The sequence below is a fragment of the Staphylococcus sp. HMSC034G07 genome (assembly GCF_001835975.1).
GTDB classification, from domain to species: Bacteria; Bacillota; Bacilli; order Staphylococcales; family Staphylococcaceae; genus Staphylococcus; species Staphylococcus ureilyticus.
Genome location: NZ_KV826584.1, coordinates 44,919 through 69,303, shown reverse-complemented (window position 1 = coordinate 69,303; position 24,385 = coordinate 44,919). Strand labels below are relative to the sequence as shown.

Below are 24,385 nucleotides of genomic sequence, written 5' to 3'. Positions count from 1 at the left end.
ATTGGTTCGTCCTGGGCGTTTTTATATTATCTGTAGAAGACTAAAGCTCAATTCAGGTAAAGTTTAATACTTTTTCTATTCTAGTCATCATTACTGTGGTGAGGTGACGAAATATTTTAAATAAAATGAGATTTCTGCCCAATTTTGTATGTGAAATAAATACTTAAGGAGACCTAATAATATATTTCATATAATGATTTATTTTTATCATTTTAGGATATAATAGAACTGTGAATAAATAATTTATATTTTATGGTTACAAATCATAAAAGGAGATGAAGGCATGCCAATAATTTATTACGATGGTAACTGCGTATACTGTTACAATTACGCAATTTGGCTTATTCAAAATGGGTTGTCTAGACGTTACCAATTTGCAAAACTTCAAGGTTCTACAGCTCAAAATATGTTTGAAAATTATCCAGAAACAAAACAACACGATAGTGTTATTTTGCAAGAAGGAGCCCAATTTAAGTATAAATCAGATGCAATAGCATCTTTGATTTCATCTTTAACAAATTATAAATGGATTGGCTTATTATTATATATAACCCCTAAATGGTTAAGAGATTTTGGTTATCAACTTTTTGCAGATAATAGAAACAGAATGTGGAAAACACATTGGCACAAACCTAATGATTATGAGCAATCATTTTTTATTGACTGAATGCATAGATGGAGGAAAAGAATATGGGAAACATAGTTGTGATTGGTAGCGCATCAATCGATTTAGTGGTAAAAACAGATATTTTACCTAATGTAGGTGAAACAGTAATGGGGGAATCATTTTTCACAAATCCTGGAGGTAAAGGTGCTAACCAAGCTGTTGCGGCTGCACACTTAAGCGACCATGTTTATATGATCGGGGCTGTAGGCGATGATGATAATGGACAGCAAATACTTTCAAATCTTAAAAAAAACAATGTAAATACAAAGTATATGGATATTATTGAAAATGAAGCGTCAGGAACTGCACATATAACGTTGTTTGAAGATGATAATCGAATTGTTGTAGTGCCGGCAGCAAATAATTATGTAACGCCAGATAAAGTAATTCCAAAACTAGAATTTTTTGCTGCTGGCGATATTATTGTAATGCAACATGAAATACCTGAAGAGACTATTAAAAAAGTAGTGGAATATGCACAAAAACATGAAATGAGGGTAATGTTAAATCCTGCACCATTTCGACCATTAGATAAAGAAATAATTGAGAAAGTTAATTGGTTGACGCCAAATGAATCAGAAAGTGAACTATTATTTGAAAATGAAGTTGATAAAGCTCTTATGATGTATCCTGAAAAATTAATCGTAACTAAAGGGGCTGCGGGTGCATTGTTTTACAGTGATTCTCAACAACTTGTTAAGGGATATAAAAAAGAAGTAGTTGATACTACAGGGGCTGGAGATACGTTTAATGGTGCGCTAGCAGTTGCTCTAATTGAAAATAAGTCATTAGAGGAAGCAGTTAATTTTGCCAATTTAGCTGCTAGTTTTTCAGTTACAGGATTAGGTGCTCAAGGTGCAATGCCATACAGAAAAGAACTAGATTAAATGACTTAATTCAGGGTATAATATAAGTGAGTGATTAAGCTGCATTCTAAATTATAATAATTATAATTTAATACTGATAAACACTTTACAGATTGTAATTATTATAATATAATAATTATTATAATCGGAAATTGATTGTCGCTTAGTTACGACAAAAATTTAAAGGAGAGATTTTTGATATGTCAAAAAATAATGAAGAAGTTGTAAAAGTATTAAACCAACAAGTAGCAAACTGGACAGTTGCATTCACCAAATTACACAATTTTCATTGGTATGTAAAAGGACCAAATTTCTTCTCACTACACACAAAATTTGAAGAATTATATGATGAAGCAAGTCAATATATAGATGATTTAGCAGAGCGTATTTTAGCAGTAGACGGTAATCCAGTAGGTACATTAAAAGAAAGTTTAGAGTTATCAATTATAGATGAAGCAGGTAAAGGTTATACAGCAGAACAAATGGTTGAAGCATTATCAACAGATTTTGAAAATATTTCAAAACAATTAGAAGAAGCAATTGAAGTTGCTTCTAATGCCGAAGATGATGTAACTGAAGATATGTTTATCGGTATGCAAACCAATATTGATAAACATAATTGGATGTTAAAATCTTATTTAGGAAAATAATAGTTTATAGATAGACAAACAGTATTTATATTTAAAACAGTAAAAGACAGGAATCAAATTTTTCATTTGATTCCTGTCTTTTTTGTAATAGAGATAGAAATAAGAACTTACTTCATGTATGAACGCTATAAAATTTTATTCAGCAATTTCTAATGCAATTTCCATCATTTGAGTAAATGAGTTTTGACGTTCTTCTGCAGTAGTTGCTTCATCACGTAGAATATGGTCACTTACAGTGAAGACGCCTAAAGCCTTTTTATTAGCAAAAGTTGCATTTAAGTATAATGCAGCAGATTCCATTTCAATGCCTAAGATGCCCATACGTTGCCATTTTTCGTTAAATGTTGGATCGGCATTATAAAATGTGTCTGAAGAAAGAATATTACCAACATGCGTAGTAGCACCAATTTCATCCGCTTTTTGTTTTGCTTTTAACATTAAGTCAAAATCAGCTAAAGGCGCATAGTGACCTGGAATATTATATTGCTCTACATAACTCGAATTCGTAGAAGCACCTTGAGCAATAATGATGTCATATAGGTTAACGTTTTCCTGTAAAGCGCCACATGATCCAATTCGAATAATTGTGTCGACATTGAAAAAATTATATAGTTCGTATGAATAAATACCAATACTTGGAATACCCATTCCAGAACCCATAACAGAAACTTCTTTTCCTTTATAAGTGCCTGTATAACCAAACATGTTTCTAACTTCATTAAATTGTTTTACATCTTCTAAATAGTTATCAGCGATATATTTAGCTCTCAAGGGATCCCCAGGCATTAAAACAGTTTTAGCAATTTTAACTCCGTTAGGTTGAATATGTGGTGTAGATTTTGTCATAGACTTCTTCTCCTTTAAATTCTTTTATCAAAATAAAGATAACATTTGTTTATTATTTTTGCGAATTTTTGTAATATAGAGGTAAAGCACTTGTTGTGATGTTATTAATTTTTTAGAAAAGTAATGACTTTCAAGAATTAGAATAATTTCATACAGTTAATATATTAGGAGGAATTAGAATGAATTATGCAAAATATATAGATCACACTTTACTAAAACCGGAGTCTACTAGAGCACAAGTAGATAAAATTCTTGATGAGGCAACAGAATACCATTTTAAGTCAGTGTGTATTAACCCTACACATGTTAAATACGCAGCTGATAAATTACAAGATACTGACGTATTAGTATGTACAGTTATTGGTTTTCCATTAGGTGCTACAAATACTGAAGTGAAAGTGTTTGAAGTAGAAGATGCTATTAAAAATGGCGCATCAGAAGTAGATATGGTTATCAATATTGGTGCCTTAAAAGACGGACGTTATGATGAAGTCCAAAAAGATATTGAAGGCGTAGTAGCAGCAGCTAATGGTAAAACGGTAAAAGTAATTATTGAAACTTGCCTTTTAACTGATGATGAAAAAGTAAAAGCTTGCGAACTCAGTAAAGCAGCAGGTGCTGACTTTGTGAAAACATCAACTGGATTTGCTGGTGGTGGTGCCACACCTGAGGATGTTAAATTAATGAAAGATACAGTCGGAGATGCATTAGAAGTTAAAGCTTCAGGTGGTGTCAGAAACTTAGAAGATTTCAATAAAATGCTAGAAGCTGGTGCTACTCGAATTGGCGCTAGTGCAGGTGTACAGATCATCCAAGGATTAGAAAGTAATTCAGATTATTAATCACTATCTTTAAGTTTAAAATGAGACATATAAAGACATAAATGTCTAACAGGGGAGGCCAACTCAAATGAGAATGGTAGATATTATTGAAAAGAAACGTGATGGTCAAGCTTTAACAAATGAAGAAATAGAATTCTTTATTAATGCTTATACCAGTGGTGAAATACCAGATTATCAAGCTTCGAGTTTAGCGATGGCAATTTTTTTCCAGGATATGAATGATCAAGAAAGAGCAGCACTTACAATGGCAATGGTTAATTCTGGTGACGTGATTGATTTATCAGCGATTAATGGGTTAAAAGTTGATAAACATTCTACAGGTGGTGTTGGAGATACAACTACACTAGTATTAGCTCCATTAGTAGCTTCTGTTGGTGTTCCTGTGGCTAAGATGAGTGGTAGAGGATTAGGTCATACTGGCGGCACAATTGATAAATTAGAATCAGTTGAAGGGTTTCACGTTGAAATTAGTGAAGATAAATTTGTTGAACTTGTAAATGAAGCAAAAGTAGCTGTAATAGGACAAACTGGGAATTTAACACCGGCAGACAAAAAACTTTATGGCTTACGTGATGTGACTGGAACAGTTAATTCAATACCACTGATTGCATCTTCTATTATGAGTAAAAAAATTGCCGCTGGCGCTGATGCTATTGTATTGGATGTCAAAACAGGCAATGGTGCCTTTATGAAAACAATCGAAGATGCTGAAGCACTTGCACATGCGATGGTTAGTATTGGTAATAATGTTGGCCGAAACACGATGGCGATTATTTCAGACATGAGTCAACCATTAGGTAATGCAATAGGTAATGCCTTAGAAGTTAAAGAGGCGATTGAAACACTGAAAGGTCAAGGTCCAAAAGATTTAACTGAGTTAGTTATGACTTTAGGTTCGCAAATGGTAGTGGTTGGCGGCAAAGCTAAAGATTTAGAGGAAGCCCAAGCATTATTAGAAAAAGCAATTGAAGATGGTTCAGCATTGGAAAGTTTCCGTACATTTTTAGAAAATCAAGACGGTGATGGATCAGTAGTTGATGATGTTAGTAAACTACCACAAGCGCGTTTTCAAATTGATTTACTTTCGCAAAAATCTGGTACAGTAACCGAAATTATTGCCAATGAAATCGGTGTTGCATCTATGATGTTAGGGGCAGGTAGACAAACTAAAGAAGATGATATTGATTTAAGTGTTGGCATTGTCCTTCACAAAAAAGTAGGAGATTCAGTTGATGAAGGCGAAGCTTTATTAACGATTCATAGTAACCGTGAGCAAATTAATGATGTTAAGGAAAAATTAAATCAAAGCATTACGATAAGTTCGCACGGCGAAGTTCCTACGTTGATTCATAAAATAATTACTGAATAGGAGATGGAATGATGACTATACCATTTAAAAGGGTACATTTAATTGTCATGGATTCAGTGGGTATAGGCGAAGGGCCTGATGCAAAAGCATTTAATGATGAAGGCAGTCACACTTTGAAGCATACGCTTGAAGGTTTTGATAAATCATTACCTAATTTACAAAGGTTAGGTCTAGGTAATATCGCTGCATTACCTAATGTCGAAAAAGTGTCTAAACCAGAAGCGTTTTATACTAAGATGAGTGAAGCTTCTGTAGGTAAGGATACGATGACGGGCCATTGGGAAATTATGGGCTTAAATATTATGCAACCTTTTAAAGTTTATCCTGATGGATTTCCACAAGAATTAATCAGTGAAATTGAAACGATGACAGGTCGAAAAGTAGTTGCAAACAGACCAGCTTCTGGTACACAAATTATTGATGAGTGGGGAGAGCATCAGATGAAAACTGGAGACCTGATTGTCTATACATCAGCAGATCCAGTACTTCAAATTGCGGCACATGAAGATATTATTCCACTCGAAGAATTGTATGATATTTGTGAAAAAGTAAGAGAACTAACTAAAGATCCAAAATATTTAATTGGTCGAATCATTGCACGACCATATGTAGGTGAACCAGGTGCTTTTACAAGAACTTCTAATCGACATGATTATGCGTTAAAACCATTTGGACGAACAGTGATGAATGAGTTGAAAGAGAATCAATTTGATGTGATTGCATTAGGAAAAATCAATGACATTTATGATGGTGAAGGTGTTACTGAAGCAATTCGAACAAAAAGCAATATGGATGGCATGGATAAGCTCATAGAAACTGTACAACGTGAATTTAAGGGGTTAAGTTTCTTGAATTTAGTGGATTTTGACGCTCTGTATGGACATCGACGTGATAAAAATGGATATGCTGAGGCATTGAAAGATTTTGATGAGCGTTTACCAGAACTTATCAAACATCTTAAAGATGACGACTTAGTAATCATTACTGCAGACCACGGCAATGATCCTACGGCACCGGGGACAGATCATACAAGAGAATACATCCCAGTCCTAATGTTTAGTCCTAAAATAAAAGATTACCATGAACTATCTACGGACGATACGTTTAGCTCTATAGGTGCTACAATTGCGGATAATTTTGACGTTACATTACCAGAATTTGGTCGAAGCTATTTAAAAGAAATGGGTGTCGATAAATGAAGCGGTTATTAAGCTTGATTTTAGGCTTTGGCTTCATGATTATTGGTGTCTTACATTTTAAACATGAGTCACGTTTTAGAAAAATTGTACCTGAATATTTACCACTTAGAAAATCTGCGGTTATTATTTCGGGTGTAGTCGAAATAATTTTTGGCTTGCTTTTAATAGTTAATAGACCTGGCCAATGTCTCAAGAAAATGATTAATATGTTTTTATTAGCAGTATTGCCTGCAAATATTTATATGGCAAGAAAAAAATTGCCACTAGGCGATAAACAACTACCGAATAGTTTGTTATACAGTCGAATCCCACTTCAATTTGTCTTAATAAAAATCGTGAACAAACTATAAAGTGAACAATCAATAGTTGCGTGACTGGATATACATTATAAAGCGCCATGGTTAGAATGCTCTGATTATAGACTAAACGCCAATTTCTATTAAATTAATATAGAAATTGGCGTTTTCTATGTTTTATATATCATAGTTATGGTGTAAACTGGAAAAACAAAACTTAAACGATAACATCATTTCTTTTAAAAATAGAGTTTTATAGCTGAGTCGAAACATGCGGACAGCCAAGGTAACCTTATAATTTGAGCGGTTGCATGTTCAAACTTTACAAAAATATATTTCTGATAAACATAAACGTTTAAAAATGGAAAAAATATAAAAAATACCATTTTTCAATTTTGTTTTAATTATCATTAGCGCATTGAGTTACTACTTTTTTACATTAAATGCCATTAATACAAAGAAATAAAGATTCCAATATGGACTTGTTTTTAAAGTATTTTAATTTGAAATTACATATAAATACGGTGTATTTTGACGAGACGCTTAAGGGAACGGAACAATCTGAAGACGACAGGCTGAAGTCGTCCTATTAAGCAAGCGAGCCAACAATAATACGCCGCAGTATTGAATAATAAAAAAGCACGCAGATGTATTAATTAAATCATCTGTGTGCTTTTTTTCTAGGTTTTATGTCTCAGATTCTTGTGTATTTTGACATTAGATGATAACGATTCAAATCAAGCAATCTTATTAAATAAATTAGAATATTGTCAGTGCTTATTCAAAAATAGTTACTTATATTTTGAATTTGATTTTTGTATCTTATTTTACAACGGTAATAAGATATTATTTGCCTTCGCCATAAATATCATGCCATTGATTCTTTTTATCTAAAAATGCTTGTGCAATTTCTTTGGCACCTTCTAATGAATGGCTAGCAGCCCAACCACATTGTACTTCATTACATGCTGGAACTTCTGTAGCAGATAATACATCTTGAAGTGTTTGTTCAATTATACTTAACACATCGTCATAATCACTATGATTGATAAAAGATACGTAAAAACCAGTTTGACAACCCATTGGACTTATATCAACAACTTTATCTGAATGATTTCTAATATTTTCAGCCATTAAATGTTCAAGTGAGTGCAAACCAGGCATTTCCATATGTTCTTTGTTTGGTTGTTTAAAACGAATGTCATATTTATGGATAACATCTCCATTAGCACCTTCCATTTTACCTGCAAGTCGAACAAATGGTGCTACTACTTTGGTATGATCTAAATTAAAACTTTCAACGTTCATTTTTGGCATGTGATGTCCTCCTAAAATAATAATTATCATAATTGTAACAAGACGTAACGCTATTTACAATTTCTATAAATTTAAAAAAACACAACTAAATATCATTTTTTAAAATTTCAGAAAAATAATGACAGAATTAATCAAAACGGATAGAATAAGTAATAATAAAAATGTATTTTGCACATTTAGTATTAAACATGCTTTATTTATAAGTTTTATAATACGTGTGAAATGTTGTAGTACAAGGGAGTTGTATTGAAAATGACACATGAACAAATCATATTAGATTATATAGAAAATGAAAAATTAACATACATAGAATTGAGTCACCTTATTCATCAAAGACCTGAATTAGGTAATGAAGAAATATTTGCTTCAAGAACGTTAATTGAAGATTTAGAGAAGCATGGGTTTGATGTTGAAACAAATATTGCAGGTTATGCTACAGGCTTTATTGCGCGTTATGATTCAGACATCGATGGACCAACTATTGGTTTTTTAGCAGAATATGATGCTTTACCAGGCTTAGGACATGCTTGTGGACACAATATTATAGGTACGGCAAGTACATTTGCTGGTATAGCTTTGAAGCAAGTGATTGAACAAACAGGTGGAAAAGTAGTAATACTTGGTTGTCCAGCCGAAGAGGGTGGTGTCAATGGTAGCGCAAAAGCTGCTTACGTTAAAGAAGGTATTGTAGATGAAATGGATGTTGCTTTAATGGTACATCCCGGAAATGAAACTTACAAAACAATTAACACATTAGCGGTAGATGTTTTAGACATTAAATTTTATGGTAAAAGTACACATGCGTCTGAGAATGCTGAAGAAGCAAGAAATGCTTTAGATGCAATGATTACATATTTTAATGGCGTGGCTCAGCTAAGACAGCATATCAAAAAAAGTCAAAAAGTTCATGGTGTTATATTAGATGGTGGAAAAGCTGCTAATATTATCCCAGACTACACACATGCGCGCTTTTATACACGTGCAACATCTCGTAAAGAATTGGATATTTTAACTGATAGAGTAGGGCAAATTGCAAAAGGAGCCGCGATTCAAACGGGATGTGACTATGAATTTGGTCCCATACAAAATGGTGTTAATGAATTTATTAAAACACCCAAATTAGATGATTTATTTGCAAAATATGCTACGAAAATGGGAGAGGCAGTGATAGATGATGATTTTGGTTTTGGCTCGACAGATACGGGTAATGTAAGTCACGTTGTACCAACGATTCATCCTCATATTAAAATAGGTTCTAGAAATTTAGTGGGACATACACATCGTTTTCGAGAGGCGGCAGGAAGTGCCCATGGAGATCAAGCTTTAATAAGAGGTGCTAAAATCCTTGCATTAATGGGATTAGAATTAATAGAAAATCAAGCAGAACTTAATGAAATAGTTGAACAGCACCAATATATAAAGGGGAACAAAAAATGAAAAAACTAAGTACTCAACACCCTAAATTAACACTTAGTGATTTATACAATGATGATGTCGTATATACTTCTAGACCATCTTATATTTCCAATCCATGGTTAGAACCAGAGGAACATCAATCTAATTTTTTGACTGGTAGGGAATTGATTATAGCTGATCAAATGCCTGTTATTGTGCATCAAGCAAGTGTCACAAAGAAATTGGAAATGTTATTGGAATTGATTGGCAAACCAATGCCTACCAATATCTATACTTTTTATGATCAAACTTCGTACGAAAAAACAATAAAAAAACTTGCCAAACAAGACAATAAACGCATTTATTTTCAATATATTCATAGTGAATCTATTTTAGAAAAAGAATATTACGCAATGGATAAAGATATTTTTGTTGCATTAAATAATAAAGCACGCATTCCAGAATGGACGAATCAAAAATATTTACCTGCACGTGAAGTGGTAAAAGTAGAAGCGTTTGAAGATGCGATTACAAACTGGACGTTTCCTTTTGTCTTGAAGCCTGGTGATGACTTACCAACTGCAGGCGGTTATGGCGTGATGATATGTTATGACGATGAGGACTTGATTAAAGCAAAATCACGTATTGAACAAGCAAAAGATGAGACTGACACAATTATTATCGAACAAAAAATTCAGGAAATAGCTAATTATTGCGTGCAATTTGCATGTGAAAAAGAAGGGGATATTCACTATATAGGTACATCAGAGCAAATTACAGACAAATATGGACATTATAGTGGTAATCAAAATGTACATGATGTGCCTGAATCAGTCATTCAAGCAGGCAAAGAAATCATGGAAATAGGTGTGTCGAAAGGTTATTTTGGCATTGCGGGTTTTGATTTACTTATAGATGAGCACGGTGATATATTTGCGATTGATTTAAATTTTAGACAAAATGGCTCAACAAGCATGCTTTTATTAGATCCATTAATTCAGTCTGGATATCAAAAGTTTTATAGTTATATTGCACCTCATGATAATGAACATTTCTTTCAAACAATTATAAAATATGTTCGTAAGGGTTGCTTGTTTCCGCTATCATATTATGATGGTGATTGGTATAATAATGAAAACGTTCCTTCAAGATTTGCATGTATTTGGCATGGACAGTCTCAAGAACAAGTGGATAAACTAGAACAACAATTTTTAAAAGAATTAAAAATATAATCAGTAATATAGGAAAAATTCAGTTAATAGGATTTGTTAACTTAGTTTATTGTTTAGATATATTAAAATTTTAATATTTATTGTATGACGTTAATTGACTATAGTATTATACTCATTTATATTTTAAATATAGTTAAATATTTTAATGAATTGAAGGTGTGATTATGTCTTATAAAGCAAGTTCATTTTTTCAAGATATTCTGGTAAATGAATATTTTTATATAGCAACAAAGTCAAAACAACTAATTAGACATGAAATTTTAGGGAAAGATGTCATTTGTGTTTGGACTCAAAAAGAAACAGCTGAAACATTCTTAAATAAACATGACACCGATTATGATAAGATTAAAAAAATTGATATTGATCGTTTCGTAACATATGAAATGGATGATGTGTTTGCAGAAGGTGAAGAAGTGTTGATGAATGCTTCATCTCAAACAGATGGTGATTTAGTAAATATTATTGATTTTACAAATGAATTGATGTCAGATTTAGATGAAATTCGTCTCAAAGAATTTGTTATTGATGTAGCAGAAGAAGATGCTGTATTTGGTTTAACTAATAAAGATGCCAAACAATTCATTATGATTAGTGATGATGAGCATCAAAAACCACATATTATGCCGGTGTGGAGTATTAGAAATAGGGCAGAAAAAGTAAGAAATGAAGATTTTGAAGAATGCGATATTATTGAAATAGAAGGTGAAGTCTTCGCAGAATGGTTAGATACTTTAAGAGATGATGACAAAGCAGTAGCGATTGATTTGAAATCAGGCGTTGTAGGTACCGTAGTCTCAGCTCAGAAAGTATTAGATCAATTACCGTTTTAATATCATTGAATACAAGCACTGTTGGAAGTAATTATTCCGTTTGAATGAATAGTGATATTCAAACGGAATAATTACGTTCATTTTTTACCGTGACATAAGTAAAGAAAAAACAATTCTTTACATTTATGTCATGGTATTTTTTTAACTTAAATGAATTGCGCCTAGTGCACCGGAAAAGGCACCGTGTTCAATATAAAATGGTTTAAAACCACGTAATACCGTATAATCTTTTACAACTTCTTTAAGTAAATGATTATTGTGGAACGAAGAACCGATATAAGCTACGTTTTCTGTACCATATTCTCTCGCTACTGTAATAGACATCGTAGTAATGACTTCTCCCACGACACCAATCAATGAAGCTAATTTGTCAGAATCTGAAAAATCCTTGTCTAAATTATGTAACACATGACCGAAATTAGCAGCAGTTAAATCTCCTGAAATAGGAGGTTCACTATCTTTATAGATATGTTTTACTTTTAAATCAATAAATTCGCGATCTCCTTTTTGGGCAGTATCTGTCAATTGTTTGTAATCTTTTAATCCAGTTAATAAATAACCCAAACCTTGTATCATACCACCGCCTGTACCGACACCACCAACACGTTGTTGTTCTTTGCCATTTGAATAATGCAATGATGTTCCAGTACCAACATTAGTAAAAATATAATTTTCTAAATGATGACCTTGTTCTTCTAACAAGAGTTCTAAGCCTTTTGCAGCAGCATCAAACTCTACAAAAATACGAGATTCACAATTTAAACTATTTTGAATTGTCCCAGCTTGCCCCCCTGTTAAACTAATACTTTCACAAGATTGTTGTTCCAACCATTCAATGACGTCATTTATTTCAGTAGTTAATTTTGTAGTATATTGTCGTTTACCATTATCATCTTGAACAATTTTTATAAGTGTTCCGCCGGCATCAATGCCTATTTTCATCTGTGTACCTCCTAAAAAATTTACATTATAACTTATATTATAATAAAATGAGGGAAAATCAAATATAGAAAATTAGAAAGGAATGGTTTTAATGAAATTAAGCCCTTTTATTAAAGTAGATGATGTAGAACAAGCATTAACATTTTATAAAAATGCGTTTGGTGGTAGCGAAAAAATATTAAACGAAACAAACGGTAAAACTTTACACGCGGAGCTCCATATTAATGAAACAGTTGTATTACATATTTCCAGCACATATGGACGGGAATGGAGCAATGACAACACAAATATAATTTTAACTTTCGACGATTTGAAAACTCAAAAACAAGTATATGATAAATTAAGCGAAGCGGGAGACGCACATATGCCTCTGTCTAAAACATTTTTTAATGCGATGCATGGACAAGTGAAAGACCAATTTGAAGTCAACTGGCTCATGAATTGTTTCTTAGACTAATAAGACAAAATGTTCAACTTTCGATTATACTAGTGTAAAAGTGGTATTAATAACTAATAAAAGTTAAACACAATAGGGGATATAATATGTTTATTAAAGAAACGTTTGAAAATATTACAATACAAGTTTTTGAAGAAAAATATAAATCAGCTGTTTGTCATTTTAAATTAAGTGAGCGCCAACAGATATATTCTTCATTGCCAAAAGATGTGCTTAGTGATGCGTTGAAGGATAACGACCGAGTAGCTAATATTGCTTTGAATGATGAAGGAGAAGTAGTAGGTTTTTTTGTCTTACATCAATATTATCAACATGAAGGCTACGATACACCTAAACAAGTTATATATGTTCGTTCTTTATCTGTAAACGAAGATTTTCAAGGGTTTGGGTATGGTACAAAAATGATGATGTATTTGCCACAATATGTTCAAAAGCTATTTCCAAATTTTAATCATTTATACTTAGTTGTAGATGCGGAAAATAAAGGTGCATGGAATGTATATGAACGTGCAGGTTTTATGCATGCTGCCACAAAAGAAGAAGGCCCGATTGGCAAAGAACGTCTATATTATTTAGATTTAGATTCTAAACATGTATCTTCTTTAAAGCTAACAGCAAATGGAGATACATCACCTTATGATGTGCATATTATTGATATGATGAAAGACGATAATAAGGTAGGTTTTATAGCAATTGAGCAACATGAACAGCGTATGAATATTAATTCAATTGAAGTTGATAAAGCAGAGAGACATAACGGTATAGCGGAAAGTGCATTGAGACAATTACCTACATATATTCGAAAACATTTTGAAGGTATAAAGCTAATAACGATTACACTTTATGGGGAAAATAATGAATTAAAACCACTATGTATAAACAGTAATTTTGTTGAAATTGAAAAGGCAGAAGATTTTTCTGTTTTTGAAAAATATATTAATTATTAATAGTGTTTGCGAAATCAGGGATTGTCATTTATAATTTACTTTTGTTATTATTACTTAAGATGAATAGTACTGATTTGGATAAATGCATAAATGCCTCTGAAAGGAAGAATAAATAATGAGAATTCAAGATTACACTAAAGAAATGGTTGACGAGAAATCATTTATTGATATGGCCTACACATTATTACTTGAAAAAGGCGATACAATGAACTTATATGATATTATTGACGAATTTAAAGCTTTAGGTCATTACGAAGACCACGAAATTGAAAATAGAATTGTTCAATTCTATACAGACTTAAACACAGATGGTCGTTTCCTAAATGTTGGAGAAAACATATGGGGCTTACGTGATTGGTATTCAGTTGCCGATATTGAAGAAAAAATAGCACCAACTATCCAAAAATTCGACATTTTAGACGATGACGATGAAGAAGATAAAACATTAAAATTACTTGGTGAAGATGAGGCAGACGACGATGATGACATCCCAGCAGTCACTGATGACCAAGAGACAATCGAAGAACCTGATGAAGAAGAAGTTGACGAAGAGATTCCTGAAAATGAAATCGTTATTGATGAAGACGATGACGAAGATGAAGATTTAGAAGAAGACGAAGATGAATATGATGAAGAGGAAGAAGACGAAGAAAATTAATCAATAATCTATCAATATTCATTTGACTTTTTCTGCGAAAATGATAAAATTTTATTCGGGCTCCTTTAATTAGGACGACGTGTATAAATGTTATACGCTCCCCCTTGCAAATGCTGTGAGAGGGAGCGATTTTTTTATTTAAATGACTATACAAATTTTATAAAATTTTAATTTATGACGTTATTTTTAGTGAATATAATGACATTTAAAAATTATAACGCTTAGACGTTTACATAAATTATAACTATTTCAATGATTAATGAAACATGCCATAAATTTTTGTTGGTATTGTGGGAATGACTGTTTTAATAATAGGAGGCAGAAAATGACAAAATTTATTTTTGTAACTGGTGGGGTTGTATCTTCACTAGGTAAAGGTATCACAGCAGCATCTTTAGGACGTTTATTAAAAGATAGAGGATTAAAAGTTACAATACAAAAATTTGATCCCTATTTAAATGTTGACCCAGGTACAATGAGTCCATACCAACACGGTGAAGTATTTGTTACTGATGATGGTGCGGAAACAGATTTAGACTTAGGACATTATGAAAGATTTATTGACATTAATTTAAATAAGTATTCAAATGTTACTGCTGGTAAAGTTTATTCACATGTTTTGAAAAAAGAACGCCGTGGGGATTATCTTGGTGGTACAGTTCAAGTAATTCCTCATATTACAAATGAAATTAAAGAGCGTTTACTTTTAGCAGGAGAAAGTACGAATGCTGATGTAGTTATTACTGAAATTGGCGGTACTACTGGAGATATTGAATCATTACCATTTATAGAAGCGATTAGACAAATTCGTAGTGACTTGGGTCGTGAAAATGTCATGTACGTACATTGTACACTTTTACCATTTATAAAAGCTGCCGGTGAAATGAAAACCAAGCCCACACAACATAGTGTTAAAGAACTTCGTGGGTTGGGTATTCAACCAGACTTAATCGTAGTACGTACAGAATATGAATTAACACAAGATTTAAAAGATAAAATTGCTTTATTCTGTGATATTAACAAAGAAAGTGTCATTGAATGTCGCGATGCAGATTCACTTTATGAAATTCCATTACAATTAAGTAAGCAGGACATGGATGATATTGTAATTCAACGCTTAGAACTTAACGCTAAGTATGAAACTCAGTTAGACGAATGGCAGTATTTACTAGATACAGTAAACAGTTTAGATGGCAAAATAACTATCGGCTTAGTTGGTAAATATGTAAGTCTTCAAGATGCTTATTTATCAGTAGTTGAATCGTTAAAACATGCAGGTTATCCATTTAAAAAGGATATTGAAGTTAAGTGGATAGATTCTAGTGAGGTAACTGATGAAAATGTACATGATATACTGAATGATGTTGATGGCATTTTAGTTCCTGGTGGATTTGGATTCAGAGCAAGTGAAGGAAAAATATCCGCTATCAAATACGCGAGAGAGAATAATGTACCATACTTCGGTATCTGCTTAGGAATGCAACTTGCTACAGTAGAGTTTGCAAGAAATGTACTTGGCTTAGAAAATGCACATTCTGCAGAATTAGATCCCTCAACGCCACATCCGATCATTGACCTATTGCCCGAACAGAAAGACATTGAAGATTTAGGTGGTACGTTAAGATTAGGGCTATACCCATGTCATATTAAAGAAGGAACTTTAGCGCATAAAATCTATGACGCAGTAGATATAGAAGAAAGACATCGTCATCGTTATGAGTTCAATAATGAATATAGAGATCAACTAGAAGAAAAAGGTATGATTTTCTCTGGAACTAGTCCAGACGGTAGATTGATTGAAATGGTAGAAATTCCTGAAAATGATTTCTTCGTTGCATGTCAATTTCATCCAGAATTCTTATCTAGACCTAATCGACCACAACCTATATTCAAAGCATTTGTAGAAGCATCATTGAATCATCAACAAACAAAGTAAATATTGATTAAAAAGGCTGAAACGATGACATTCGTTTCAGCCTTTTTAAAGTTAGTTTGTTTATTAAATTAGATGAGATATGAAGAATAATAGTGATTTAGATGTTAAAGATTTAAATCTCTAACCATTTCAACCATTTGTGTATATATATCATAATAAATGTAGTTGAATGCAATTGGATGTGGTATAACAATTTTATCGTAATCTTCGGTATACACAATAGGTCTTGGTGTACTTAGATTAACAAAATGAAATAAATGATCTGGAAAATTTCCTGTTTTTGGTTTATTACAAATTAAGACAAAGTCTACATCATTTGCAATTAATGACTTAACATCATTTTCAACATTCTCAGTATAGTAAGGGGAAAAAAGAAACACTCTATCTGTTGTGTCAATATCTTCGAATGTATTAAGTGAGGATAATGCAACACTAGATTCTAACTTTTCATTACTATTTAAAATGTAATTTTCAAAAAAATTCAAGTCCCCATAACCTTTAACAAACACATTACCTTCTCCACCTATTGCTTGAATTAAGCATTGAGCTGCCATTTGAATATCTAAATCTTGTGCTTCAATTCGATTGAAAACACCATTTAATTGTGTGTTTAAAATTTTAGACATATATGTACCTCCGATCTATTCACTCAACTTATTTTAAATAATGATAGAAAATATTGCAATTTTATATAAAAATATGAATGCTAAAGACTGATTTAAATGAAATAAATTAAAAAAATAAATTAAAAACGCTTACAAATGAATAGAAGAATGCAAATTGTTTGGGATTTTGATATAATTAAATTGTAAAAATATGTGCTCAATGCACTAAGGAGGAACTTTCATGCCTTTAGTTTCAATGAAAGAAATGTTAATCGATGCAAAAGAAAATGGTTATGCGGTTGGCCAATACAACTTAAATAACTTAGAATTTACACAAGCGATATTGGAAGCTTCACAAGAAGAAAATGCTCCAGTTATTTTAGGAGTTTCTGAAGGTGCAGCACGTTATATGGGCGGATTCTATACAGTAGTTAAAATGGTAGAAGGATTAATGCACGATAAAGAAATTTCGATTCCAGTTGCAATTCACTTAGACCATGGTTCAAGTTTTGATAAATGTAAAGAAGCTATCGATGCTGGATTTACATCAGTTATGATTGATGCTTCTCATGAGTCATTTGAAGATAACGTAGCAATTACATCAAAAGTAGTTGAATATGCTCACGAACATGGCGTATCGGTAGAAGCTGAATTAGGTACAGTAGGTGGACAAGAAGACGATGTTGTTGCTGAAGGTGTTATTTATGCAGATCCTAAAGAATGTCAAGAGCTTGTTGAAAGAACAGGTATTGATACTTTAGCACCAGCGTTAGGTTCAGTTCACGGACCGTATAAAGGTGAACCAAAATTAGGATTTAAAGAAATGGAAGAAATTGGTGCTTCAACTGGCTTACCATTAGTATTACATGGTGGAACTGGTATCCCAACTAAAGATATTCAAAAAGCGATTCCATTTGGCACTGCAAAAATCAATGTTAATACAGAAAATCAAATTGCTTCTGCAAAAGCAGTACGTGAAGCTTTAGACAATGATAAAGAAATGTATGATCCTCGTAAGTATTTAGGACCAGCACGTGAAGCGATTAAAACAACAGTAGTGGGTAAAATTAAAGAGTTTGGTACATCAAATAGAGCTAAATAATCTGCCTATAATAGAAAGATGCATATTTTAAAGTAATCTTGATGATTCAATCGGTAAGGCTGTGACAATTTTTAATGTCGCAGTCTTATTTTTTTATGTTATAATCTATGAGCGTTAAAATTAAGCAAATTGAAATATCAACATAAATTTTAAACAGAAATAAGATAAATAAGATTTGAACCCTATTAAATCGGGAATAAAAATATCATTATAGTATACATAAAAGTGAAGCAATACATAATTTAAAATTAAAAAAGTTTTGTTTCATTGGTGTGTTTTGCAAACTTCATTTTTTTACTTTATAATGCAAATAATGTAATTAAATTGAAATACTGATTGAAAGGCAAAGGAGATCAAGCGAATGGCTCAAGAAGTAATAAAAATTAGAGGCGGTCAAACACTAAAAGGTGAAGTTAATAATCATGGTGCAAAAAATAGTGCTGTAGCAATCATTCCAGCTACAATTCTAGCGGAAGATAAAGTTACAATAGAAGGGTTACCACAAATCTCAGATGTTGAAACGCTAGTGAGTTTATTAGGTGATTTGAATATTGATGCAAAGCTAGACGGCACGACACTTGAAGTTGATCCAAATGAAATTGAAAATGCTCCATTACCTAATAATAAAGTAGAATCACTACGTGCTTCATATTATATGATGGGGGCAATGTTAGGTAGATTTAAAAAATGTGTAATTGGGTTGCCTGGCGGTTGTCCATTAGGTCCACGACCGATTGATCAACACATCAAGGGTTTTAAAGCATTAGGAGCGCATGTTGATGAATCCAGTGAAACATCTATGAAAATTGAAGCTGATCGTTTAACAGGTGCTAATATATTTTTAGATATCGTTAGTGTAGGTGCAACGATTAATATTATGTTGGCAGCAGTACGAGCTGAAGGACAAACTGTAATTGAAAACGCAGCGAAAGAACCAGAAGTGGTTGATGTAGCTAACTTCTTAACAAGTTTAGGCGCTAATATTAAAGGTGCTGGTACAAGTACAATCAAAATAAAAGGTGTTGAGCATTTACATGGATCACATCATCAAGTGATACCAGATAGAATTGAAGCAGGAACTTATATGTGTATTGCCGCAGCTTGTGGTGAAGATATTGTGATTAATAATATTATCCCTACCCATGTTGAGCCATTAACTGTTAAGTTGAAAGAACTTGGTGTAAACATAAATGTTGGTGATGATAGTGTAACAATTAAGAGAAGTACACCATATTCTAGTGTAGATATTAAAACATTAGTATACCCAGGTTTTGCTACAGATTTACAACAACCTATTACGCCATTATTATTTATGGCTGATGGAGTTTCTTTTGTGACTGAAACAATCTATCCAGCTCGATTCAAGCATGTCGAAGAACTTAAAAATATGGGTGCTAATATTACATCAGATAATGGTACTGCAACAATCAAACCATCTAAATTAACAGGCGCAGAAGTATACGCGAGTGATTTACGTGCAGGTGCTTGTCTAATTGTAGCTGGCTTATTAGCTGAAGGTGTTACTACAATTTATAATGTAAAACATATTTATCGTGGTTATACTAATATTGTTAAAACACTAAAATCACTTGGAGCAGACATTTGGACTGAAAAAATATAAAACATGTGGTATAATAATTATACTGAATGTATAAAGTAAATTATAGTTTATGCAGTGGGGAAATATAATTGATATGAGGTGATGACCATGGAGGTTTGCCCTTATCTAGAAGAGACCTTTAAAATAGTGGGTAGAAGTTGGAACGGTCTTATCATTAATTACTTGTCTAGGTGCACGGAAAAATCTGCTCATTTTTCTGATATGAAACGTGATTTGAAAACAATTACGCCTCGTGCACTTAGCATAAAGCTCACAGACCTTAATGAATGGGGACTTGTAGAGAAAAAAATTATTTCTACTAGTCCTATGAACATTTTATATCAACTTACAGATAAAGGTGATGCCTTAGCATCGGCATTGGTTCCTATGGAAAAATGGGCCCAAGAATATATCGAGTTAGAAAGCGAATGATTTTAACTTTTTAATTTGACATTTTCATGTAATATTTTATTTGAATATGATTGTTATATCTAGTCTGTTTTTAACATACTAAGATTAGCTATAAAGAAATCTTTAATTAAAGATTTCTTTATAGCTTTTTTATTTATTGTCGAATCATCTAACCTTTAGTAGTGTTAAAATAATTTTGTTGATTAAGAGTGGATGTGCCGATTGACATGTCATGGTATGTTTAAATATTCTAAAAAAAGCAAAATTTTAAGGATATAAATGTTATTTCTAATTGATATATAACAAAATAATGCTATTATAACTATGCATAAATTTCAGGCGTAAAACCCTGTAATAACAACGTTTGCAATGATTTGGAATGAGCAGATATGTTTTAAAATTAAAAATCTAGGTTAGAATAAAAGCATGAACACAAATTAAGGAGTGAATAATTGATGAGAAATTTCACTAAACAATATATCGACGGAGAATGGGTAGAAAGTGCAAGTGGAGAAACACTTGATGTAATCAACCCAGCAACTGAAGAAGTGGCAGGCACAATTGCTAAAGGCAATAAAGAGGATGTTAATAAAGCGGTAGAAGCAGCAGATAAAGTATATTTAGAATTTAGACAAAGTTCTGTAGCAGAAAGAAAAGAACTGTTAGATAAAATTGTTCAAGAATATAAAAATAGAAAAGATGATATTGTTGACGCAATAACTGACGAATTAGGAGCTCCTTTAAAAGTATCTGAAAATGTCCATTATCAAATGGGATTAAATCATTTTGAAGCTGCACGAGATGCATTAGATAATTTTGAATTTGAAGAAAGACGTGGCGACGATTTAGTTGTTAAGGAAGCAATTGGTGTTGCTGGATTAATTACACCATGGAATTTCCCAACTAACCAAACTTCATTAAAATTAGCAGCAGCTTTTGCGGCAGGAAGCCCAGTTGTATTAAAACCATCAGAAGAAACACCATTTGCAGCTATCATTTTAGCAGAAATATTTGATAAAGTTGGCGTACCTAAAGGTGTATTTAACTTAGTGAATGGTGATGGCCAAGGCGTTGGAAATCCACTAAGTGAACATCCAAAAGTAAGAATGATGTCCTTTACTGGATCTGGTCCAACTGGCGCAAGCATTATGAAGAAAGCAGCTGAAGATTTCAAAAAAGTATCATTAGAATTAGGAGGTAAATCTCCTTATATTATTTTAGATGATGCTGATATTGATGGTGCTGCAAGTGCAGCAACTGGTAAAGTCGTCAATAATACAGGACAAGTTTGTACTGCAGGGACTAGAACATTGGTACCAGCAAGTATAAAAGAAGAATTCTTAACAGCTGTTAAAGAAAAATTTAGCCAAGTTAAAGTTGGTGATCCTCGTGAAGAAGGTACACAAGTAGGACCAATTATTAGTAAAAAACAATTTGATCAAGTTCAATCATATATTGATAAAGGTGTAGAAGAAGGTGCCGAATTATTATACGGTGGTCCTGGAAAACCTGAAAACTTGGAAAAAGGCTATTTTGCAAGACCAACTATTTTTAATAATGTTGAAAATGATATGACAATTGCACAAGAAGAAATTTTCGGTCCTGTTATGTCTGTGATCACTTACAACGATTTAGACGAAGCAATTGAAATTGCAAATGATACGAAATATGGCTTAGCTGGTTATGTATATGGACAAGACAAAGAAAAACTGCATAAAGTTGCGCGTTCAATTGAGGCTGGAACAGTTGAAATAAATGAAGCTGGACGAAAACCAGACTTACCATTCGGTGGCTATAAACAATCAGGTTTAGGACGCGAATGGGGAGATTATGGCATAGAAGAATTCTTAGAAGTTAAATCTATTGCAGGCTATTTTAACGCGTAATTTAATACAAAATAAAATTATAAGTTGTAATAAAAATATACTGTGACAAATAATCTCAAGCTTAAAAATGACTAATCCGTATGCTTATGGATTAGTCATTTTTTAATCTTCCGATTTTTAACATGCATGCGTGAGGATATAATTTGAGCCTGTAGCCTCTCATAACCACCATTTCTTCGGTGTAAGGACATTATAAAATCGCCAAAAATGAATGTTTAACTTAAATTACTTAACGAAACGACAATCTCCAATTCCTAATATAAGTCTATTACGATATGCAAAGGTCAGTTTTTATATTTCTCAATGACAATTGATGTTAATGATTGAACCAGAGATACCTATGCTTAGCTCTAATTATTTTTAGAAATTTTGAATTATAAATTAAAGCATTACAATTTAACATACTGTTTTATTAACTAATTAGCTTTAAAGCAGTATTAATAAATTTCAAAAATTGAAATACATTTTGTAATTAAATAAAATATTTGCTATAGTTATAAAGGTAAATAGCGTAGCCCTCTATGTTATTTAAAACTTTTTTATGAAATGGGTGCAAGATAATGCCTGATAAAGTACGAACATCACCTCAGTACGAATCGTTCCACGAGTTATATAAAAATTACACTACTAAAGATCTCACTCAAAAAGCAAAATCACTGAAATTAACAAACTATAGTAAATTAAATAAAAAAGAGTTAGTTCTTGCAATTATGGAAGCCCAGATGGAAAAAGATGGCAACTATTATATGGAAGGTATCTTAGATGATATCCAACAAGATGGTTATGGCTTCTTAAGGACTGTCAATTATTCAAAAGGTGAAAAAGATATTTATATCTCTGCTAGCCAAATACGTCGTTTTGAAATTAAAAGAGGCGACAAAGTAACTGGTAAAGTAAGGAAACCAAAGGATAATGAAAAGTATTATGGTTTGCTACAAGTAGATTTTGTTAATGATGAGAATGCAGAAGAAGTTAAGAAAAGACCACATTTCCAAGCATTAACACCATTATATCCAGAAGAGCGCATCAAGCTAGAAACAACAAAAGAAAATTATTCTACACGTATTATGGATTTAATTACGCCAATTGGTTTAGGACAACGTGGTTTGATTGTTGCCCCACCAAAAGCTGGGAAAACGTCATTATTGAAAGAAATTGCAAATGCCATCGCAAGCAATAAACCTGATGCAGAATTATTTGTGCTACTTGTGGGTGAAAGACCAGAAGAAGTAACTGATATTGAGCGTTCTGTAGAATCAGCAGAAGTCGTTCATTCAACATTTGATGAACCACCACAGCACCATGTCAAAGTAGCAGAATTACTATTAGAACGTGCCAAGCGTTTAGTAGAAATAGGTAAAGATGTCATTATTCTTATGGATTCTATTACAAGACTTGCACGTGCATATAACTTGGTTATCCCGCCAAGCGGACGCACGCTTTCAGGTGGTTTAGATCCAGCTTCATTACACAAACCTAAGGCATTCTTTGGTGCTGCGAGAAATATTGAAGCTGGTGGAAGTATGACGATATTAGCTACTGCTTTAGTAGATACAGGATCACGTATGGATGACATGATATATGAAGAATTTAAAGGGACAGGAAACATGGAATTACACCTTGATCGCAAACTGGCTGAACGCCGTGTCTTTCCAGCTATTGATATTGGTCGAAGTTCTACACGTAAAGAAGAATTACTAATACCGCCAAAAGATTTAGAGTCACTTTGGCAACTACGTAACATGTTCACAGATTCACTTGATTTCACAGAAAGATTTGTAAGAAAATTAAAACGTACAAAAACGAATCAAGAATTCTTTGAACAATTGCAACAAGCTGCCAAAGAAAGTACTAAAACTGGTAAGCCAATTATTTAAAGCAGCTTAACATTTAAATATGTGATTTAGGGTTGCGTTTTAGTTTTATAACAATTATAATTATCAAGTATTGGGTAAAAAAACTCACAAACAACTCTGTTCCAGATGGTTCAGGGCAAAGGAGCTGAAAAAAATGAAACAAAATATTCATCCTGAATACCACAAAGTTATCTTTTTAGATACAACTACAGACTTTAAATTCTTAAGTGGTTCAACAAAATCTTCATCAGAAACAATGGAATGGGAAGATGGAAATGAATACCCAGTTATTCGTTTAGATATTTCATCTGATTCACATCCATTTTACACAGGACGTCAAAAATTCGCTGCTGCGGATGGTCGTGTGGAACGTTTCAACAAGAAATTCGGATTCAAATCAAGCAACGAATAATTGTTGTCATAAGGCATTCTCATTTTATGAGAATGCTTTTTTATTTAACATGGACGATGTGAAG

The 24,385-nt window shown here is 32.6% G+C and carries 24 protein-coding genes; 20 read left to right on the top strand and 4 right to left on the bottom strand.

What is annotated here, in order from left to right; genetic code table 11:
- Nucleotides 1-283 precede the first annotated feature (283 nt).
- The 3 genes from HMPREF2586_RS00655 to HMPREF2586_RS00645 all read left to right on the top strand — a co-directional run bounded on the left by HMPREF2586_RS00655 (nucleotide 284) and on the right by HMPREF2586_RS00645 (nucleotide 2,183).
- On the top strand, nucleotides 284-667 hold the full coding sequence (locus HMPREF2586_RS00655; RefSeq protein WP_070657401.1) for a thiol-disulfide oxidoreductase DCC family protein: 384 nt from the start codon (nucleotides 284-286) through the stop codon (nucleotides 665-667).
- Nucleotides 668-690: 23 nt separating this feature from the next.
- Nucleotides 691-1,554: a ribokinase gene (gene rbsK, locus HMPREF2586_RS00650; RefSeq protein WP_046207730.1), complete on the top strand. Its 864-nt coding sequence runs from the start codon at nucleotides 691-693 to the stop codon at nucleotides 1,552-1,554.
- 179 nt (nucleotides 1,555-1,733) lie between these two features.
- The gene (locus HMPREF2586_RS00645) at nucleotides 1,734-2,183 is read left to right on the top strand and encodes a Dps family protein (RefSeq protein WP_046207731.1); all 450 of its coding nucleotides are present in this window, start codon (nucleotides 1,734-1,736) and stop codon (nucleotides 2,181-2,183) included.
- 135 nt (nucleotides 2,184-2,318) lie between these two features.
- On the opposite strand, the gene deoD is transcribed toward HMPREF2586_RS00645, so the two are convergent.
- The gene (gene deoD, locus HMPREF2586_RS00640; RefSeq protein ID WP_046207732.1) at nucleotides 2,319-3,029 is read right to left on the bottom strand and encodes a purine-nucleoside phosphorylase; all 711 of its coding nucleotides are present in this window, start codon (nucleotides 3,027-3,029) and stop codon (nucleotides 2,319-2,321) included.
- 179 nt (nucleotides 3,030-3,208) lie between these two features.
- Here deoD and deoC point away from each other — a divergent pair, with 179 nt between their 5' ends.
- From deoC to HMPREF2586_RS00620, 4 genes are all read left to right on the top strand, one after another.
- On the top strand, nucleotides 3,209-3,871 hold the full coding sequence (gene deoC / locus HMPREF2586_RS00635; protein ID WP_046207733.1) for a deoxyribose-phosphate aldolase: 663 nt from the start codon (nucleotides 3,209-3,211) through the stop codon (nucleotides 3,869-3,871).
- Nucleotides 3,872-3,938: 67 nt separating this feature from the next.
- The gene (locus tag HMPREF2586_RS00630; protein WP_070657399.1) at nucleotides 3,939-5,240 is read left to right on the top strand and encodes a pyrimidine-nucleoside phosphorylase; all 1,302 of its coding nucleotides are present in this window, start codon (nucleotides 3,939-3,941) and stop codon (nucleotides 5,238-5,240) included.
- 11 nt (nucleotides 5,241-5,251) lie between these two features.
- On the top strand, nucleotides 5,252-6,439 hold the full coding sequence (deoB, locus tag HMPREF2586_RS00625) for a phosphopentomutase (protein ID WP_070657397.1): 1,188 nt from the start codon (nucleotides 5,252-5,254) through the stop codon (nucleotides 6,437-6,439).
- Nucleotides 6,436-6,789, top strand: a complete 354-nt coding sequence (locus tag HMPREF2586_RS00620; protein ID WP_070657395.1) for a DoxX family protein — start codon at nucleotides 6,436-6,438, stop codon at nucleotides 6,787-6,789. Before deoB ends, HMPREF2586_RS00620 begins: the two co-directional genes overlap by 4 nt.
- Nucleotides 6,790-7,581: 792 nt before the next feature.
- On the opposite strand, the gene HMPREF2586_RS00615 is transcribed toward HMPREF2586_RS00620, so the two are convergent.
- Nucleotides 7,582-8,052 (bottom strand): S-ribosylhomocysteine lyase, encoded by a 471-nt coding sequence (locus HMPREF2586_RS00615; protein WP_046207737.1) that lies wholly within the window; start codon nucleotides 8,050-8,052, stop codon nucleotides 7,582-7,584.
- A gap of 252 nt (nucleotides 8,053-8,304) precedes the next feature.
- On the opposite strand from HMPREF2586_RS00615, the gene HMPREF2586_RS00610 reads away from it, so the two are divergent.
- The 3 genes from HMPREF2586_RS00610 (at nucleotide 8,305) to HMPREF2586_RS00600 (ending at nucleotide 11,509) form a co-directional block, all read left to right on the top strand.
- Nucleotides 8,305-9,489: a M20 family metallopeptidase gene (locus HMPREF2586_RS00610; RefSeq protein WP_070657393.1), complete on the top strand. Its 1,185-nt coding sequence runs from the start codon at nucleotides 8,305-8,307 to the stop codon at nucleotides 9,487-9,489.
- Entirely contained in the window at nucleotides 9,486-10,679 is a 1,194-nt protein-coding gene (locus HMPREF2586_RS00605; protein WP_046207739.1) for an L-aspartate--L-methionine ligase LdmS, read from the top strand. Before HMPREF2586_RS00610 ends, HMPREF2586_RS00605 begins: the two co-directional genes overlap by 4 nt.
- A 164-nt stretch (nucleotides 10,680-10,843) precedes the next feature.
- The gene (locus HMPREF2586_RS00600; RefSeq protein WP_070039528.1) at nucleotides 10,844-11,509 is read left to right on the top strand and encodes a DUF2750 domain-containing protein; all 666 of its coding nucleotides are present in this window, start codon (nucleotides 10,844-10,846) and stop codon (nucleotides 11,507-11,509) included.
- 141 nt (nucleotides 11,510-11,650) lie between these two features.
- Here the strand turns inward: HMPREF2586_RS00600 and coaW are convergent, their stop codons facing one another.
- Nucleotides 11,651-12,451, bottom strand: coding sequence for a type II pantothenate kinase (coaW, locus tag HMPREF2586_RS00595; protein WP_070657391.1), 801 nt, complete (start codon nucleotides 12,449-12,451; stop codon nucleotides 11,651-11,653).
- A 91-nt stretch (nucleotides 12,452-12,542) separates the two neighbouring features.
- Here coaW and HMPREF2586_RS00590 point away from each other — a divergent pair, with 91 nt between their 5' ends.
- The 4 genes from HMPREF2586_RS00590 (at nucleotide 12,543) to HMPREF2586_RS00575 (ending at nucleotide 16,449) form a co-directional block, all read left to right on the top strand.
- Nucleotides 12,543-12,908 (top strand): VOC family protein, encoded by a 366-nt coding sequence (locus HMPREF2586_RS00590; protein WP_070657389.1) that lies wholly within the window; start codon nucleotides 12,543-12,545, stop codon nucleotides 12,906-12,908.
- An 86-nt stretch (nucleotides 12,909-12,994) separates the two neighbouring features.
- Nucleotides 12,995-13,855, top strand: coding sequence for a GNAT family N-acetyltransferase (locus tag HMPREF2586_RS00585; protein WP_046207743.1), 861 nt, complete (start codon nucleotides 12,995-12,997; stop codon nucleotides 13,853-13,855).
- A gap of 115 nt (nucleotides 13,856-13,970) precedes the next feature.
- A complete protein-coding gene (rpoE, locus tag HMPREF2586_RS00580) occupies nucleotides 13,971-14,513 on the top strand; it encodes a DNA-directed RNA polymerase subunit delta (protein ID WP_019468279.1) in 543 nt (180 codons plus the stop codon).
- Between the two features lie 325 nt (nucleotides 14,514-14,838).
- Nucleotides 14,839-16,449 carry a CTP synthase gene (locus HMPREF2586_RS00575; RefSeq protein WP_046207744.1) on the top strand — a complete coding sequence of 537 codons (1,611 nt, stop codon included), beginning with the start codon at nucleotides 14,839-14,841 and terminating at the stop codon, nucleotides 16,447-16,449.
- A 104-nt stretch (nucleotides 16,450-16,553) separates the two neighbouring features.
- Here HMPREF2586_RS00575 and HMPREF2586_RS00570 read toward each other — a convergent pair whose 3' ends face one another.
- Nucleotides 16,554-17,075 (bottom strand): DUF2529 family protein, encoded by a 522-nt coding sequence (locus HMPREF2586_RS00570; RefSeq protein WP_046207745.1) that lies wholly within the window; start codon nucleotides 17,073-17,075, stop codon nucleotides 16,554-16,556.
- A 220-nt stretch (nucleotides 17,076-17,295) separates the two neighbouring features.
- Here HMPREF2586_RS00570 and fdaB point away from each other — a divergent pair, with 220 nt between their 5' ends.
- The 6 genes from fdaB to HMPREF2586_RS00540 all read left to right on the top strand — a co-directional run bounded on the left by fdaB (nucleotide 17,296) and on the right by HMPREF2586_RS00540 (nucleotide 24,321).
- Complete coding sequence (gene fdaB / locus HMPREF2586_RS00565; protein WP_046207746.1) at nucleotides 17,296-18,156, top strand: class IIb fructose-bisphosphate aldolase FdaB; 861 nt, start codon at nucleotides 17,296-17,298, stop codon at nucleotides 18,154-18,156.
- 361 nt (nucleotides 18,157-18,517) lie between these two features.
- On the top strand, nucleotides 18,518-19,777 hold the full coding sequence (locus tag HMPREF2586_RS00560) for a UDP-N-acetylglucosamine 1-carboxyvinyltransferase (RefSeq protein WP_070039523.1): 1,260 nt from the start codon (nucleotides 18,518-18,520) through the stop codon (nucleotides 19,775-19,777).
- A gap of 87 nt (nucleotides 19,778-19,864) precedes the next feature.
- Nucleotides 19,865-20,188, top strand: coding sequence for a winged helix-turn-helix transcriptional regulator (locus HMPREF2586_RS00555; protein ID WP_046207748.1), 324 nt, complete (start codon nucleotides 19,865-19,867; stop codon nucleotides 20,186-20,188).
- A 434-nt stretch (nucleotides 20,189-20,622) separates the two neighbouring features.
- Complete coding sequence (locus HMPREF2586_RS00550; RefSeq protein WP_046207749.1) at nucleotides 20,623-22,053, top strand: aldehyde dehydrogenase family protein; 1,431 nt, start codon at nucleotides 20,623-20,625, stop codon at nucleotides 22,051-22,053.
- Nucleotides 22,054-22,613: 560 nt separating this feature from the next.
- The gene (gene rho, locus HMPREF2586_RS00545; protein WP_046207750.1) at nucleotides 22,614-23,930 is read left to right on the top strand and encodes a transcription termination factor Rho; all 1,317 of its coding nucleotides are present in this window, start codon (nucleotides 22,614-22,616) and stop codon (nucleotides 23,928-23,930) included.
- Nucleotides 23,931-24,063: 133 nt separating this feature from the next.
- Nucleotides 24,064-24,321 (top strand): type B 50S ribosomal protein L31, encoded by a 258-nt coding sequence (locus HMPREF2586_RS00540; RefSeq protein ID WP_019468287.1) that lies wholly within the window; start codon nucleotides 24,064-24,066, stop codon nucleotides 24,319-24,321.
- Nucleotides 24,322-24,385 lie beyond the last annotated feature (64 nt).